The 16,776-nt window shown below is 46.7% G+C and carries 14 protein-coding genes; 3 read left to right on the top strand and 11 right to left on the bottom strand.

The features are described 5' to 3' along the window. Positions 1 to 3 precede the first annotated feature (3 nt). The 5 genes from ACSX1A_RS14340 to ACSX1A_RS14320 all read right to left on the bottom strand — a co-directional run bounded on the left by ACSX1A_RS14340 (position 4) and on the right by ACSX1A_RS14320 (position 4,213). Complete coding sequence (locus ACSX1A_RS14340; protein WP_439880331.1) at positions 4 to 555, bottom strand: NADH-quinone oxidoreductase subunit B; 552 nt, start codon at positions 553 to 555, stop codon at positions 4 to 6. An 82-nt stretch (positions 556 to 637) separates the two neighbouring features. After that, positions 638 to 1,018: an NADH-quinone oxidoreductase subunit A gene (locus ACSX1A_RS14335; protein ID WP_439880330.1), complete on the bottom strand. Its 381-nt coding sequence runs from the start codon at positions 1,016 to 1,018 to the stop codon at positions 638 to 640. Positions 1,019 to 1,229: 211 nt separating this feature from the next. Continuing rightward, positions 1,230 to 2,864: an L-glutamate gamma-semialdehyde dehydrogenase gene (gene pruA / locus ACSX1A_RS14330; protein ID WP_439880329.1), complete on the bottom strand. Its 1,635-nt coding sequence runs from the start codon at positions 2,862 to 2,864 to the stop codon at positions 1,230 to 1,232. 116 nt (positions 2,865 to 2,980) lie between these two features. Then, positions 2,981 to 3,682: a YjjG family noncanonical pyrimidine nucleotidase gene (locus ACSX1A_RS14325; protein WP_439880328.1), complete on the bottom strand. Its 702-nt coding sequence runs from the start codon at positions 3,680 to 3,682 to the stop codon at positions 2,981 to 2,983. Positions 3,683 to 3,826: 144 nt separating this feature from the next. Continuing rightward, the gene (locus tag ACSX1A_RS14320; protein WP_439880327.1) at positions 3,827 to 4,213 is read right to left on the bottom strand and encodes an ArsR/SmtB family transcription factor; all 387 of its coding nucleotides are present in this window, start codon (positions 4,211 to 4,213) and stop codon (positions 3,827 to 3,829) included. Between the two features lie 75 nt (positions 4,214 to 4,288). On the opposite strand from ACSX1A_RS14320, the gene ACSX1A_RS14315 reads away from it, so the two are divergent. Continuing rightward, positions 4,289 to 4,954, top strand: coding sequence for a carboxypeptidase-like regulatory domain-containing protein (locus ACSX1A_RS14315; RefSeq protein ID WP_439880326.1), 666 nt, complete (start codon positions 4,289 to 4,291; stop codon positions 4,952 to 4,954). A 198-nt stretch (positions 4,955 to 5,152) separates the two neighbouring features. Further along, complete coding sequence (locus ACSX1A_RS14310) at positions 5,153 to 6,499, top strand: NAD(P)/FAD-dependent oxidoreductase (protein ID WP_439880325.1); 1,347 nt, start codon at positions 5,153 to 5,155, stop codon at positions 6,497 to 6,499. 144 nt (positions 6,500 to 6,643) lie between these two features. On the opposite strand, the gene ACSX1A_RS14305 is transcribed toward ACSX1A_RS14310, so the two are convergent. From ACSX1A_RS14305 to ACSX1A_RS14285, 5 genes are all read right to left on the bottom strand, one after another. Beyond that, entirely contained in the window at positions 6,644 to 8,986 is a 2,343-nt protein-coding gene (locus ACSX1A_RS14305) for a M1 family metallopeptidase (protein ID WP_439880324.1), read from the bottom strand. Between the two features lie 60 nt (positions 8,987 to 9,046). Further along, entirely contained in the window at positions 9,047 to 9,640 is a 594-nt protein-coding gene (locus tag ACSX1A_RS14300; RefSeq protein WP_439880323.1) for a HupE/UreJ family protein, read from the bottom strand. A gap of 181 nt (positions 9,641 to 9,821) precedes the next feature. After that, positions 9,822 to 10,214: a hypothetical protein gene (locus ACSX1A_RS14295; protein WP_439880322.1), complete on the bottom strand. Its 393-nt coding sequence runs from the start codon at positions 10,212 to 10,214 to the stop codon at positions 9,822 to 9,824. A 64-nt stretch (positions 10,215 to 10,278) separates the two neighbouring features. Continuing rightward, the gene (locus tag ACSX1A_RS14290; RefSeq protein WP_439880321.1) at positions 10,279 to 11,130 is read right to left on the bottom strand and encodes an alpha/beta hydrolase; all 852 of its coding nucleotides are present in this window, start codon (positions 11,128 to 11,130) and stop codon (positions 10,279 to 10,281) included. Positions 11,131 to 11,258: 128 nt separating this feature from the next. Continuing rightward, positions 11,259 to 12,149 carry an ATP-grasp fold amidoligase family protein gene (locus tag ACSX1A_RS14285; RefSeq protein ID WP_439880320.1) on the bottom strand — a complete coding sequence of 297 codons (891 nt, stop codon included), beginning with the start codon at positions 12,147 to 12,149 and terminating at the stop codon, positions 11,259 to 11,261. Positions 12,150 to 12,615: 466 nt separating this feature from the next. Here ACSX1A_RS14285 and ACSX1A_RS14280 point away from each other — a divergent pair, with 466 nt between their 5' ends. Then, on the top strand, positions 12,616 to 13,845 hold the full coding sequence (locus ACSX1A_RS14280) for a lactonase family protein (RefSeq protein WP_439880319.1): 1,230 nt from the start codon (positions 12,616 to 12,618) through the stop codon (positions 13,843 to 13,845). A 95-nt stretch (positions 13,846 to 13,940) separates the two neighbouring features. Here the strand turns inward: ACSX1A_RS14280 and clpB are convergent, their stop codons facing one another. Next, positions 13,941 to 16,559 (bottom strand): ATP-dependent chaperone ClpB, encoded by a 2,619-nt coding sequence (gene clpB / locus ACSX1A_RS14275; protein ID WP_439880318.1) that lies wholly within the window; start codon positions 16,557 to 16,559, stop codon positions 13,941 to 13,943. Between the last annotated feature and the right edge of the window lie 217 nt (positions 16,560 to 16,776).

Raw genomic sequence — 16,776 nt, 5'->3', positions numbered from 1 at the left:
TGCTTATTTAATATTGTAAGAGGCTAATAATGCCTGGTACTCCGGAGAGTTGCGGCGGCGTAGCGATTCGTTTTCTGCCAGGTCCTGTACACGCATCAGGCCATCAAGTATCTGCTCCGGGCGCGGAGGGCAGCCTGGTACGTAAACGTCTACCGGCACCACCCTGTCAATGCCCTGCAGCACAGAGTAGGTATCAAAGATACCTCCTGAGCATGCGCAAGCGCCAACAGCGATCACCCAGCGTGGCTCTGCCATCTGCTCGTACACCTGCTTTACAACCGGTCCCATTTTTTTTGCAATAGTACCCATTACCATCAGGATATCAGCCTGACGTGGAGAGAAGCTTGGCCGCTCTGAACCAAAACGGGAAATATCGTAGTTTGAACCCATTGTAGCCATGTACTCAATACCACAGCAAGAGGTGGCAAATGGCAATGGCCAAAGCGAGTGCTTACGGGCCAGTCCAATTACTTTCTCAAACGAAGTGGCAAAGAAACCTGCACCAGATATGCCTTCTGGTGTCTCTGCTAACTTTATATCTGTATTTTCGCTCATTTCAATTTGATTGACTGTGTCTTATTTCGATGCAATTGCACCGATATCAGGAACACAAAAGCCTGGTGAAAAGTTTATTAGGCTACTCCCACTTTAGTATGCCCTTCTTGATCACGTAGAAGAAGCCTGCCAGAAGCATGATCATGAACACGACCATCTGCAAAAAGCCATCCAAACCAAAGCTCCTGAAGTTAACTGCCCACGGGTACATGAAGATGATCTCCACGTCGAACAGGACGAAGAGAATCGCTGTCATAAAATATTTATAGGAGATCGGGGTGCGGGCATCACCTACTGACTCGATTCCACTTTCCCAGGCGGCTCCTTTTACCTCACTTTTGCGCTTTGGGCCCAATAAGTGGGTAGCCACAAGAGCAAAGATCACAAATCCCAGCGCTGCTGCGAACTGGATAATTATCGGTAGGTAATCCGATGGTACATACTGATCCACAGTTGGTTCCATAACTACGTAATCGTTTCTACAAATTTGGTGGCAAAATTAGGTATAAATAGGCATTAATCAAAAGTATAAATCAGATGTAAATTGTTCTGAAAGCGGTGTGATTGTAGTAGTTAGCAGCGCTAAGGGTGATAAAGCAATTTTTAAGTATAAAAATACAAAGGCCGCTCCCGGTCAGGAGCGGCCTTTGCCAATGTTTCAACTCAGAGATTGCTTATTTATTCTCGCCCAGGAACGGGTAACGGTAATCAACCGGCGGAACAAAAGTTTCTTTGATAGAGCGGGCAGACACCCAACGCAGCAGGTTCAGCATAGAGCCGGCCTTGTCGTTTGTACCTGAGGCACGCGCACCACCAAATGGCTGCTGGCCCACTACAGCGCCAGTAGGCTTATCGTTTATGTAGAAGTTACCGGCCGCATTTTGCAGCTTATTGGTTGCATGCTCTATAAAGTAGCGGTCCTGGCTAAAGATAGCGCCTGTCAGGGCATAAGGTGACGTAGCATTTACTAGTTCCAGTGTCTCTTCAGCATTGTTCTCATCATACACATAGATAGTGATAACAGGACCGAAGATCTCCTCACACATGGTGATGTACTGCGGGTTATGCGCCAGTAACACGGTAGGCTCTATAAAGTAACCTTTTGACTTATCGTAGTTACCACCAGCAATGATCTCTACCTCGTTGCTTTCTTTTGCATTGTCAATGTACCTGGCAATTTTATCAAAAGACTTTTCGTCAATAACGGCATTAATAAAGTTGCCGAAATCTTCCGGGGCTCCCATTTTAAAGGATTTCAGGTCTTCCACTACGTAACCCTTTACTTCATCCCACAGGTTGCTTGGGATATAAGCACGAGAGGCTGCAGAGCACTTCTGCCCCTGGAACTCAAAAGCGCCACGGCTGATGGCTGTAGCCAGTGCTTTGGCATTAGCCGACTTATGTGCAAAAATAAAGTCCTTGCCACCTGTTTCGCCTACAATGCGTGGGTAAGTTTTATACTTGTGGATGTTTGTACCAATGGTTTTCCAGATGTTCTGGAAAACGCCTGTGCTACCCGTAAAGTGGATACCGGCAAAGTCAGCATGGTTAAAGATAACGTCTCCTGTAGTTGGGCCGTCCACATACACCAGGTTAATTACGCCATCGGGTAAGCCAGCTTCCTGTAGCATCTCCATGATAATATGCGCAGCATAGATCTGAGTGTGTGCAGGTTTCCAGACAACCACGTTGCCGAGCATAGCCATTGAAGTAGGCAAATTGCCGGCAATGGCCGTGAAGTTGAAAGGAGTAAGTGCAAATACAAAACCTTCCAGTGGGCGGTGCTCCATGCGGTTCCAGATGCCCGGCGATGATTCCGGCTGCATGTGGTAGATTTCCGTCATGTATTGCACGTTAAAGCGCAGAAAGTCGATCAGTTCGCAGGCAGAGTCAATTTCGGCCTGGTAAGCATTCTTCGACTGTCCGAGCATGGTGGCTGCGTTAAGTCTTGCTCTCCATGGTCCGGCTAACAGGTCTGCTGCTTTCAGGAAAATGCTTGCTCGCTGCTCCCAGGCCATGTTTGCCCAGTTTTCGCGTGCCGCTAATGCAGCATTAATTGCCTGTTCCACGTGTGTCGCATCTCCTTCGCTGAAGTGACCAAGAATGTGCTTGTGGTCGTGTGGCTGCAGCATTGGCTGCTTTTTGTCGGTGTATACTTTGTCGCCGCCGATGTACATCGGCACATCCAGCTCTTTCGATTTGAGCTCTTTGTACGTACGCTGTAGCTCTTCTCTTTCAGGAGATCCTGGAGCATAAGATTTAACAGGCTCGTTTACTGGAGCTGGTACTCTAAAAAATCCGGTTGCCATTTGTTTTATAGTTAAGGATTCAGAATTAGATTTTCATAGTTGATACAGCCTTTGCAGGGCTATCTGAACAAAGGTAAGGCTTATTATTTGATTTTCAGGTATGAGATCAGGGAAGTCTAGAGTATACGCTTCAGCTCGCTGAGGCAGCTAATTTCGTAGGTAGGCTTAGGCCGTTTGCGCCCTTTAATTTTTTCAGGGTTAAAGTAAACCTGGTCTATGCCGGCATCGCGGGCACCCTCTACATCGCATTCATAATTATCGCCAATCATCAGGCAGTCCTCTGGTTTGATATTGACTCTGTCCAGGAGGTGTTCAAACATACGGCGATCCGGTTTCTTAAAACCGCAGCACTCAGAAGTAATGATCTCTTTAAAATACCCGTGCAGTTCTGACGAGGCCATTTTAACATGCTGTACCTCTTTAAAGCCATTGGTTATAATGTGCAGTCCGTATTTTGGCTGTAAGTACTGCAGCACTTCGTGGGTATAAGGAAAAACAGCTCTCTTGGTAGGGCAGAGCGTAGTGTAAGCCTCTGATAAGCCTGCAGGTATCTCATGTGCCTCCAGCCCCAGGCCAACCAGCGTTTTTGTGAAGCGATCTTCACGTAGCTCTTTTTGATTGATCTTGCCTTTGTTGTAGAGGTCCCACATGCGCGTGTTCACAAACTTATACTTTTTGTAAAACGCACTGCTGTCAAACTTGCCGAAACTGGCTAATTTAAATTCGTCGTATAAAGTATACAGGGTTTCTTCGGAATTCTTTTCAAAATCCCAGAGTGTGTGGTCCAGGTCGAACAGGATGTGGGTGTATGTTTTCATGGGGGTGTGAGCTTAAAGTGATCTTGTGAAACGGCTGTTTTTAGGGCGGTGATGCGGAACAGCGCCGCTGGGTACGTAATGATTGTGAACAATGCAATAAAAGAAAAGTTTAACTGTTATTAAACGGTTCCTTCAAAAGCAGGTCTAAGGGGCAATCCAGCGACGGGTCTCCAGCTTATTTACGGCCAGTTCGCGGTTTGAGAACAGAATATCATATGTCTCCAGGTCTTTCTGTAGCTGGGAGTCACGCTCCAGGTAAGTAAAGATCTGATTTACCAGGTCAGCACCTTCATCCTTGACAGAATAAAATACCCATTGATCGAGTTTGCGGGATGTAACCAGGCTGGCGTTGCGCAGGTAGGCCAGGTGGCGTGAAGTTTTGGTTTGGGTAAAGTCGAGCACCTGTTCCAGGTCCGAAGTGCACATCTCTTTGTTGCGCAGGATCAGGTTAAGAATACGAATGCGGGATTCATCTGCCAGCGCTTTCAGAATCTGCTCGCCGAAGGAAATACTAAAATGTTTTAACCTCATAATTAGGGTGAAAGCGTAAAACAAAATTAGGCAAAAGCTGCTATTATAAAATAATTAATCCTATAATTGTGCTGAATGAATTCATTTCTCTTGAAATATAACCTCTCTTTCAAGTCTTTGAAACAGGCTATTGCGCCTGTTGTGGTCCTGTTGCTGTTGTGTATGGCTTTGCCAAACCAGGTTGCTGCCCAGGGTAAGCAGCGGGTAGTGCAGCTTTCAGGTTTTGTGGCAACCGGAGACAGTTTATACGGAGTGGCCGGCGTAAGTGTGTATGTGCCTGGTACCAGCCGTGGTACCCAGACAAATCAATATGGCTTCTTTTCAGTGCCCGTATTAACCGGCGACAGCGTATTGTTCAGTGCCCTGGGGTATAAAAAGCAGTACCTGATCATCCCGGAGAAGTATAGCAGCCAGAGCTACTCTATTATTATGCAGATGCAGGAAGACCCAACCGAACTGCCTTTGGTTGATGTTTTTCCGTGGCCTACAGAGCGTGATTTTAAGGAAGCCGTAGTGAATGTGAAGCTGCCGGATGAGGGGCGAGCCATGGCCACACGAAACCTGGACCCTGAACGCCTGGAAGAACTGTTTAAGAATACGCCAATGGACGGAGCCTCTAACTTCAGGTTCTGGAATCAGCAACAGTTACAGCAACAGCAGAACCGCGTGATGTACCCTACTATAAGTCCTTTTGCGATACCTGCCCTGATCAATTCTATTTTTAAAGGTTCGGACAAGTAAACGGCAAACAACCCTGTTTTCGCGTACTGCTTATTGCACTCTGCCGTGCATATTATTGCCTTATAACATGGGCTTTAGCCCCCTTGGTAACTAACAACAGCATGTTTCGTTATTTTCCTGTGTAGGCGCACTACTTGTGTCCTCTTGTAGACAGCAGCCATGCCGGCTTTTGCTTTACATTAGATAAAAAACCAAATTATGCTTGAACCAGATAAGTTATCATTAAATATTCCGGACACCACCAAGCCGCGTGTTGTAATAGTAGGGGGAGGATTTGGAGGCATTAACCTGGCTAAAAAACTCTCAGAAAAATACTTTCAGGTAGTAATGTTTGACAAACAGAACTACCATGGCTTCTGGCCATTACTTTACCAGGTGGCTACTGCAGGACTTGAGCCGGATTCGATTGCGGAGCCGCTTCGTAAAATGTTTGGCAGCGACGACTACAAAGACTTCTATTTCAGACTGGTAAAGGTTACGAAGGTGAACCCTGCCGCTAAAACCGTTGAAACCCTGATCGGAGAGCTGCCTTACGATTTCCTGGTAATTGCCACCGGTACAAAGATCAACTACTTCGGTAACGAAAATGTGAAGAAGTTCGCATTTCCACTGAAGCAGATCCCGCATGCGCTCAACCTGCGCAGCCAGATGCTACAGGCTTTTGAGCAGGCCAACATGACCAAAGATGCCATGCTGCGGCAGAGCCTGATGAATTTTGTGATAGTGGGTGGCGGACCTACAGGCGTAGAACTTGCAGGTGCCCTGGCTGAGATGAGAAGGCATGTGCTGCCAACAGATTATCCCGGCATGGATTTTACCCAGATGAACATCTTCCTGATTGAAGGTATGGACAGGGTGCTGCCTCCTATGTCTCCGGAGTCTAGTGAGCGAACCTTTAAGTACCTGACTGAGCTTGGTATTGACATACGGCTTAATACCCTGGTGCAGGATTATGATGGGAAAACAGTAACCCTGAAAGGTGGCCAACAAATACAAGCGCATACACTTATATGGGCTGCAGGTGTGTCTGGGGCTGTTTTACCCGGACTACCCGAAGAAACAGTAGAGCGGGGAAGGATATTAGTGAATGAGTTTAACCAGGTGCTGGGTTACGAAGATCTTTTTGCCATAGGTGATGTGGCATTCATGAAAACACCTGATTACCCGAAGGGGCATCCGGGCGTAGCGCAGCCAGCTATTCAGCAGGGTAAGTTGCTGGCTAAAAATCTTCAACGCATTATCAAGAAAGAACCGCTGGAGCCCTTCAAGTATTTTGAGAAGGGGTCTTTAGCTATTATTGGTCGTAACCGTGCTGTGGCTGATCTGCCAAACAACATACACCTGGGCGGGTTCTTTGCCTGGGTAATCTGGCTGTTTGTGCACATCATGTACCTGATCGGCTTCCGGAATAAACTGGTAGTGCTTAGTAACTGGATCTACAAGTTCTTTACCTATGAGAACGGCACTCGCCTTATCATAAGGCCGTTTATCCGGAAAGGAGACAGGGTGACACGGGAGTTTATCGATAAGTATGGCGGAGATTGATTGGTGCTATATTGAGGTAAGTTGCTAACAGGAAATCTGCCGGTAACCCGCCAGAGCCCTCAAAGAATGAGCAAGCTGTACAGCCTGAACCATAAAAAAAGCCCCGGAAGTTTTTCCGGGGCTTTTCTGTTATTCAGGCAAATATTACTGTCCTGAATCGTTCTTGCTGTTTTTACGGCTGGTAGAGCGTTCGCGCTGCATTGGGTTTTGCAGCTCGCGCTGCTGCTGCTTGTATATATCGAAGCGTGACGGTGCCAGGCGACGTGGGAAGAAGTTATTTGATAACTCTGTGTCCGCTGTCTGCAGGTATGGGTCAAGCTCAAAGCTTACTACCGGTTTTTGCGTGATAAACACTTTCGTGATTTCATCGTTGTTGTAGCGCCAGATCTCAGCCGGAATGTTTACGATCTCCTCAGACCCGTCTTCATACTCCATGCGCACGATCAAAGGCATTACCAGGCCACCCAGATTCTTAAAGCCAACTTCGTAGAAGTTAAGTCCTGAATCCAGTGCTTTTTTCTGCGCCGGCGACAGGTCTTTCATAAACGACTGGTAGCGTTGCTGGTCGCTAGCAGTGGTGGCCAACGGATCGTAATTGTTATAGAAGTCTTTCAGGCTGGATTTCTGATCTACCAGCGTCTTCGGAATATCTTTCAGGTTACGCTGCTCAGATAGCGTTTTAGGAGACTTGTTCTGCTGCTCACGAAGCTTTGCATTTACAAACTCCGGGTTTTGAGAATCGATGGTATACCACTTCACGTTATCAATTGAGATATCTGTGTGATCCGTAGTATAGAACCAGCCTCTCCAGAACCAGTCCAGATCAACACCGGAAGCGTCTTCCATGGTGCGGAAAAAGTCTGCTGGCATAGGGTGCTTAAATGCCCAGCGTGTAGCATACTCTTTAAAGGCATAGTCGAATAGCTCACGGCCCATTACTGTTTCACGAAGAATGTTAAGGGCAGTGGCTGGCTTGCCGTATGCGTTGTTGCCAAACTGAAGTATGGACTCAGAGTTTGTCATGATCGGCACCATTGTGTTTGGTGCTCCCTTCATGTACTCTATAATGTTTGCAGGCTCTCCACGGCGAGATGGATAGTTGCGCTCCCACTCCTGTTCTGCCAGGTACTGCATAAAGGTGTTCAGGCCTTCATCCATCCACGTCCACTGGCGCTCATCAGAGTTGATGATCATCGGGAAGAAGTTATGGCCTACCTCGTGCAGGATCACTGAGATCAAGCCATACTTGGTGCGGTCAGAGTACGTGCCGTCTTCTTCCGGACGGTAACCGTTGAAAGAGATCATCGGGTATTCCATGCCGCCTACAGGGCCATGTACTGAAATAGCTACAGGGTAAGGGTAATCAATAGTATGCTTAGAGTATACTATTAAGGTATGCGCTACTACCTCAGTAGAATACTGACCCCAAAGTGGGTTGGCCTCTTTCGGGTAGTATGACATGGCCAGCACGTTTTTGCCGCCCACATTTACGTTCATGGCATCCCAAACAAATTTACGGGAGCTTGCCCATGCAAAGTCGCGTACATTTTTAGCGGCAAACACCCATGTTTTCTTAGCAGTTGCCGGTGTCTTCTCAGCTTTCGCAGCTTCATCCTGCGACACGATCACCACTGGCTTATCGCTTTTAGCTGCTTCTGACCAACGTTTCTGCTGTGTAGAAGTAAGTACCTGGCTGGCATTCTGAAGCTCTCCGGTTGCACCAACCACATGGTCAGCAGGTACCGTGATGCTTACTTTGTAATCACCGAAAGGCAAGGCAAATTCACCGCTACCCAGGAATTGCTTGTGCTGCCACCCGTTCACGTCGTCGTAAACAGCCATGCGCGGGAACCACTGCGCCATCTCGTACAGGTAATTGCCATCTTCCGGGAAATACTCATATCCTGAGCGGCCGCCAAGGGCTTTCTGGTCGTTAATGTTGTGGTGCCAGTCGATATTGAAAGACACACTTTGTTTTGATTTAAGCGTTGTTGGCAGATCGATACGCATCATTGTATTATTGATGGTGTACTTCAGTGCCTTGCCACTTTTGTCTTTCACAGCGTCAATCTTAAACCCACCGTCAAATTTCTCACGGGTAAGGTATTCCATTGCCTGGATCGACATTTTATCGTTCAACTGGCCTGTTCTGGTCAGGTTACTGGCAGAGTTTGGCTCGAAGATGTTCTGGTCCAACTGTACCCACACATAAGACAGCGCGTCGGGTGAGTTGTTGGTATAAGTAATGTTCTCAGAACCTTTGATAGACTGGTTCTTGTCGTCCAGTTCAACTTTGATAGTATAATCTGCCTTCTGCTGCCAGTATTCATGGCCTGGGGCGCCAGAGCCCGTGCGATAATTGTTTGGCGTAGGCAGCTCCTGCTGCAACTGCTTAAACTTAGACTTATCAGTATTGTCCTGCGCCTGTGCCACCACAGGTCCGGCGAACAAACCGAGTAATGCTAAGCCAGATAAAAGGTTTCTCATTATAGGTTTTGCTAAAGTTTAGATTAGTTTAGTTTTGAAATATTATTGGTGTTGATGTGTTTAAAATATACTTGTCTCCATCATCAAGATCAAGGCTACACCTGCCGCGGCACTGGAAATAACCATGATCCAGTCGCGTTTTCTCGCATTTAAAATGTTCATCACTAAAAAAGCGACAACAAGTAAGATTAACACGATCAGCAACTGACCAAGTTCAATGCCAACGTTAAAAGCCAGTAACTGTAACCAGGTGTCGGAGCTATGGCCTAACAAAGACTTCAGGTAATTGGAAAATCCCATGCCATGTATCAGGCCAAAGAAAACAGCCATGGCATTATGTAAGGATAAGATGGCTCCCTGTTTTGATGCTGCGCCCTTTAATTTGAAAAAATTGGTGACGCAGGTAATAAATATCGTAACAGGTATAAGGAACTCAATCAGGGCTGTATCGAAGCGAATAATATTAAACGTAGAAAGCGCCAGCGTAATGGAATGCCCAATAGTAAAACTGGTAATCAGCGCTACTACCTTGCGCCAGTCATGTACGGTATAAATAGCGCATAAAGCCAGCAGGAATAACATATGGTCGTAGGCTCCCAAGCTAAAAATATGATGGAAGCCCAACTTTAAATATGTTGATAAAACAGATGACACAGCTTTTGTACAGGTAAATTATAAGAGGTCTTAAGGGGCAAATTAAGTGTTTAAACTTGTATATACAATAGTCATGCCTGCCTTCAACCCGGTTTCCCGGAATCTTTGGGTAAAATTCGACTAACTGAAGAAGTTACTCGACGAAATTAGCCGGGTTTCTTAAGTTGCAGCTGCTTTGCAACTAGTTCTTTACCCTTTCCAGGATGGTTCTGGTCTTACCATCTTTGGTCGTTTGTATCATCTTGTTGCTGTTTACCCAGCTAACCAGGGCGGTGTCGATCTGGGTGCCGTATTTTATGCTCAGTATGCTGCTTTCCGGATCATAAAAGTAACCGCCTTGCAAGCCTCTCCCATCAGCGTCGAGCATCATCTTAAACTCTCCTGAAGCTTCGTAAACAAACTTGGTATTGCTCTGAGAGAGTGTTTTACTCATGTCCTTTGCGCCCCCTTCAAATTGCATATCCACCAATTTCCAGATGCCGATAATTGAGTAGTTGCTTTGCTGTGCGGGTGTGGTACAACTGGCAATGCTAAAAGCCAAAGTAATTGTTAAAAAAACTAAGCGTGTTATCATAGGGCTGTGTTGTTCGGTATTGTGCAGGAAAGGTAAGGGTTTTATCAGATAGTTCGTAATTCATTTAGAGTGAGCCACTACGGGCAGCCCTGACTTTTTGGAAGAATAGCAGGTGATACTCCAACGAATTGGTCCAGTAAGCCCAGGAGTGGGAGCCAGGGCGCTCTATATAATCGTGCGGGATGTTGTCATAAACCATGCGTCGGTGTAGCTCACGATTGTCTCCGATCAGGAGGTCATCTGTGCCACAATCGATGATCAGATTTAATCCGGATGCTTTTAGCTGTGGCAGCATGTACAAAAGGGAATTTTCCTGGAAGCGCTCCCGGTTTTCTGTTTTTGAGCCAAGTACAGCCTCAATGCTCTTTAGTAATTTTTCCTGTTTAATAGCCGCTATATTTACTGTGCCGCTCATACTTCCGGCAGCCAGGTATAGGTCCGGGTGGCGTGCAGCCAAATAAAGCGCGCCATGGCCACCCATGCTCAAGCCTGATATAAAACGACCTTCTTTTACAGCGTTGGTTTTATACTTTGCATCCACTTCCTGTACCAGTTCTTTCGTGATAAACGTCTCAAACTGGCTTGCTTTATCAACCGGGCTATCAAAATACCAACTGCTGTATCCTCCTTCAGGGGTCACAATGATCATCTGGTATTTATCGGCCATTGTTTGCAGCAGGTCCTTTTGCCTGGGAGCTTTTAACCAATTGCTGAAATTGCCGCTATAGCCATGTAGCAGGTAAAGTACCGGGTAGGGTTCGCTTTTTTTCCTGGAGTAACCGGCAGGGGTAACAACGCCTGCTTTAAGCACCTGCTGCATAGAGGCACTCTTAATGGCTAGTGTATCAACCTCTGCCTGTGCGCTAAAAAAGCAGCAGAAGATAAACAGTACAAGTGGGATGAGTTTCTTTGGCATAAATACATACTGTGTTGCAACTGCAAAGTATGAATTTTATGCTAAAGTAGGTAGCGTTTGAATCTGATGATCCGGGAAGAAGCGGTTCCAGTTCAAAGGTTTAAGAAACTAAAACATTCACAGCTAGCTTAGATCATGCCATGGCAGTATTTGTTCCAGTAATCTAAAAACATTTTGTCTGAGGTAGAAGTTAAGCCTTTGCCCTTGCTAGGTGTAGGAGTGAACTCTCCAAAAACAGCGCCTTTGTCTGTAGCATAAAAGTCTATTCTAACAAAAAGCTCATAAGCTTTGCTAAGTTTTTTGGCTTGCGTGATCATCTCTTGCAGGCATGCCGGAGGGTCTTGATATGGTGACGGTTTATACAGTCTGCCAATCTCTTCTATCATGTTCCAGTCTTGGTCATAGCAACTTGTCTGTCCTGATTTAGCGCTAGTTCTGTTGATCACATTTATAACTGCTAGTTCACCATTAAAAAGACTTAATTTATAATCTACAGGTATTTTGTATTCCCCTTTCTCATTCTTTAAAAACTCTTCAATAAGAAATTCCTGATGTGGATTCTTTAGCAGACTTGCCTCCATGATCGCTTTAAGCTGTTCGTTGGAATAGAAGCACCTGTCCATGTGATTCATATGCTTATCCATTAAAAAGACTAATTGGCAAGAATGGCCAATAGTTGGCCTGATTACAAATTGATCCGGCAATGTGTTGAAGTTGAGTTGGCTCAAGTCCCTGCCTTTCCAGTATAACTCTGACACCTTGCATCCGTGTAGTTGAGCAAACTGCTTTGAATTAAACTTGTTGCTTAATTTCCTTTGCCATAAGTGGCCTGATTTCCATTCTTCTATTGATGCTTCGGGATGGATAATGGCATTGCGAACTGTCTCAGCATCTGCAGCTTTCCAAAAAATATCGTGTCTACGCATGATTCTTACAGAAAATTCACAGCTGGATTTTTGGTTCTTAGTTTTTAGCGTCTTAACTGCCGCACCAAGATAGTTTTTAATAAGTTTATACATGCCTGATAAATATAGATACTGAAACAATCTCTTATATTTAATAGTTGTACGCTAAAAATTGAAAAAGGGCAATAAAATAAAACTATAATTATATAATTGACTGTCAGTCGATTATTTCACTTTAGCAATTCTGTTTCCGGAAGAATAGATTTAGGAGCCAGTTTGCCGAAGGCCGGATAATACTAAGTAATAGTTCTGTTAAGGTATGTTAGATTGATGTGAGATTAAGTTAACTGGCTTTTTTGAACGGGTTACTGAAATGTAGTTTCCCGCTGACAGCTAAAATAGTCAGGTGTAATTGTACTGATCTGGCTGCTTTTGCTAACATGAACTTTGATGCAGATAGCATAATTTATTAGGAGAATACAAACTTGAAAAAGGTAGGGTAGTCGTGATTTGTGTGCGGTAGTAAGATCATTTCGCTAATTTTAGAAAGTCATAATTAAATTATAAGCGTGGTTGTAGTATGGTTTACAGTAAATATCAGGGTGTTAGAAGCGTTTTTAGAGAAATAATTATGTTAGGATTGGCTTGTACCACATTGGCGTTCTCATCTTGTACTACCACTACATCAGGCAATGCAAACGATAGTGATGTGGTAACGCGCAGCGCCGGCAATACTAGTCGGGTATATGTTGGGACTTATGCTGAGCCTGATAATGAGAGTATTTTCCTGTATAATCTGAATGCAGAAACAGGAGCGTTAACCCGTATGCTGGCTGTTAAAGCCGGCGCTAATCCGTCTTACCTCGCATTGGATGCACAGCAAAAGCATTTGTATGCTGTTAACGAAACCACGAATTACGAAGGGACGAATAGCGGTGCTGTAAGTGCCTTTGCTGTTAACCAGCAGACAGGAGGTCTGACTATACTAAACAAAGTGCCTTCGATGGGAGGAGCCCCCTGCCATATCTCTGTTGATGAAGCAAACAAAGTAGTACTGGTTGCCAATTATGTGGGTGGTAATGTAGCTGCCTTCCCTGTGCAGGAAGATGGGAAACTTGGTGAGGCCGCAGCAGTACAGCAACACCAAGGTGTCGGACCAAACAAAAAAAGACAAGAAACCCCGCACGCACATTATATAGGCCCAGGTCCTGATAACAAGTATGCTTTTGCCGTTGACCTTGGTACTGATCAGATACTTGGTTATAAACTTCAGCGTAATGGGAAAGTGCTAGCACCTGTTACACCTGCAGTAACTTTTGCAGCGGCACCTGGCGCAGGGCCGCGCCACATGGTGTTTCACCCCAACGGGCGCTTTGCTTTTGTCTTAAATGAGCTAAACTCTACCATGACAGCGCTTGCCTACAACAGCGAGAATGGCACCTTTTCAGAAGTGCAAAGTGTAGCCACCGTTCCTGCCGACTTTAAAGAAAACAACCAGCCGGCTGCTGTTAAGATATCCCCGGATGGCAAATTCCTGTACGGCTCTAACCGTGGGCATAACAGTATTGTAGTTTTTGCGATCGATAAAAATACTGGCAAACTAACATTAGTGCAGCACGAGAGCACCGGCGGCGATTGGCCCAGAGATTTTACAATTGACTTAACGGGTAACGTGCTTTTAGTTGCCAATGAGCGCTCTAACAACATCGTGTCTTTTAAAATTGACAGGGAAACAGGCAAGCTTACTAATACAGGCTATGAAGTGGAGGTGCACAAGCCAACTTGTTTGAAGGTGGTGGCTGCGCTATAAGATGTAAGTAAATAAAATCTGGTTGATATAAAGGTAAGGTAAAACAAAAACGGCCACCCCAAAAGGGTGGCCGTTTGCTCAACTAAACTCTAAACTTACTTCTCCGTCGGAATCTCGACGTCGATATTATTGAAACGAATCTCGCCGTTGTCTAGTACTGCCTCTACCACAGAATCTTTATTAATTCTGCCGGACAATATCTCTTTCGACAACTCGTTCAGCACCTGTCGCTGGATCACGCGCTTCAACGGTCGTGCACCGAACTGCGGATCGTAACCCTGCTCACCCAGGTAGTCCAGCACCTCGTCGGTAGCCACTAGCTGGATGCCGGCCTCTTCCAGACGATCCTGGATGTGGCGGAACTGGATCTGAACGATCTTGCGAATGTCGCCACGGCTCAGCGGACGGAACATCACCAGCTCATCGATACGGTTCAGGAACTCCGGCCTTACCGACTTCTTCAGCAGTTCAAACACTTCTTCCTTCGTCTGCTCAATGATCTCGTCATGGTTAGCTGGTGTCATCCTTTTAAAATTGCTTTGAATGATATGCGAACCAATGTTCGAGGTCATGATGATGATGGTGTTCTTGAAGTTCACCACACGGCCTTTGCTATCGGTCAGGCGGCCATCGTCGAGCACCTGCAGCAGGATGTTGAACACGTCCGGATGCGCTTTTTCGATCTCGTCGAGAAGAACCACAGAGTATGGCTTGCGGCGAACAGCCTCGGTCAGTTGGCCACCCTCTTCGTAGCCCACATATCCCGGAGGCGCTCCCACCATACGGCTCACCGCATGGCGCTCCTGGTACTCACTCATATCGATACGCACCATGGCGTTCTCATCGTTGAACAGGTAATCGGCCAGCGCCTTGGCAAGCTCGGTTTTACCCACACCGGTTGTACCCAGGAAGATAAATGAACCGATAGGTCGTTTAGGGTCCTGCATACCGGCACGGCTACGGCGTACGGCATCCGAGATAGCCTCAATCGCTTCTTCTTGTCCGGCCACACGTTTACCCAGCTCCTGCTCCAAGTGCAACAGTTTTTCGCGGTCACTCTGCAGCATTTTGCTTACCGGTATACCCGTCCACTTGGCTACAATTTCAGCGATGTCTTCTGAGGTGACTTCCTCTTTCAGCATTGGGTTTTCGCCCTGCATCTCGTGTACCTGCTCCTGCAGTTGCTTCAGTTGTGCCTCAGCTTCCTGAATTTTGCCATAGCGCAGCTCAGCCACACGGCCATAGTCGCCGGAGCGTTCAGCCTGCTCTGCTTCCAGCTTATAATTTTCAATATTCTCCTTCTCTTTCTGAATGCCTTCGATGATCTGCTTTTCGTTCTGCCACTTGGCTTTCAGGTCATCGCGTTTGCCACTCAGGTCGGCAATCTCCTTGGAGAGCACCGTTTCTTTGTCCTTATCATTCTCACGACGGATAGCCTCTCGTTCGATCTCCAGCTGCATTATGCGGCGCTGCAACTCGTCCAGTTCTACTGGCAGCGAGTCAATCTCGATGCGCAACTTGGCCGCTGCTTCGTCCATCAGGTCGATGGCTTTGTCTGGCAGGAAGCGGTCTGTGATGTAACGGTTCGAAAGCTCCACAGCGGCAATAATCGCATCGTCTTTGATACGTACCCCGTGGTGTACCTCATACTTATCTTTGATACCGCGGAGTATAGAAATGGCATCCGGCACGCTAGGCTCGTCCACCATCACCGCCTGGAAACGACGCTCCAGCGCTTTGTCCTTCTCGATATATTTCTGATACTCCTTCAGGGTCGTTGCACCGATCGCGTGCAGTTCGCCACGTGCCAGGGCAGGCTTTAGCAGGTTAGCGGCATCCATGGCGCTCTCACCCCCCGCACCGGCACCTATCAGGGTATGGATCTCGTCGATGAAGAGGATGATCTCGCCTTCAGCGTCGGTTACCTCTTTGATCACCGCCTTCAAACGCTCTTCAAACTCCCCTTTATACTTGGCACCTGCCACCAGCAGACCCATGTCGAGGCTCATCAGCGTTTTGTTTTTCAGGTTCTCCGGCACGTCGCCAGATACCATGCGCTGCGCCAGACCTTCCACGATCGCGGTTTTACCCACACCTGGCTCGCCCAGCAGCACCGGGTTGTTTTTGGTGCGGCGGCTCAGGATCTGCAGCACGCGGCGTATTTCCTCGTCACGGCCAATCACAGGGTCAATTTTACCGGCACGGGCCATCTCATTCAGGTTACGGGCGTAGCGTTTCAGGGAGTTATATTTGGCCTCTGCATTCTGGTCAGTTACTTTGGCTCCGCCACGTAGTTCCTTGATCGCCTTCTTCAGGTCTTTCTCATTAAAACCAACATCCTTCATCAGGCCAGCCACCTTATCCCGGCCAGCCAGCAGGCCCAGCAGCATGTGCTCGATGGCCACGTACTCATCGCCAAATTCCTTTAGAAAAGAAGTAGCTTTCTGCAGGGCCGCATTCGCATCATTTGCCAGGTATGGGTTGCCTCCGCTTACTTTAGGGTAAGCCGCTACAATCTCGTCTAGCTTGCTGTGCAGGATATTGCCGTTAATGTTCAGCTTCTGGAGCAGGAAGTTGGTGACGTTTTCGTCGGTTTCCAGAATCGCTTTTAATATATGCCCGGTCTCGATCGCCTGCTGCTGGTTGCCGCCTGCAATCTCAGTGGCCTTCTGGATGGCCTCCTGGGCTTTGATGGTATAATTATTAAAGTTCATATTGCTATGCTTGAATTTCCTTAGTTATAATCTACGGGAAGTATAGCAAAGGGTGCACCAGTGGTACTTTTAGATGATTTTACTGAAATAATGGCAGGTGCAGGAGTTGTGAATTTGTGGGATTCGGACTTTTTGTCTGATTTAAAGCGTTGACCTCACAGGGTCTAACAGACCTGTGAGTGTCTTGCCGGCACCAGACGCTCACAGGTTTTGCAAA

This window comes from Pontibacter sp. MBLB2868, assembly GCF_051904785.1.
Lineage (GTDB): Bacteria > Bacteroidota > Bacteroidia > Cytophagales > Hymenobacteraceae > Pontibacter.
Note: the sequence above shows the minus strand (reverse complement) of the source record. Positions and strands in the feature narration are given on the sequence as shown.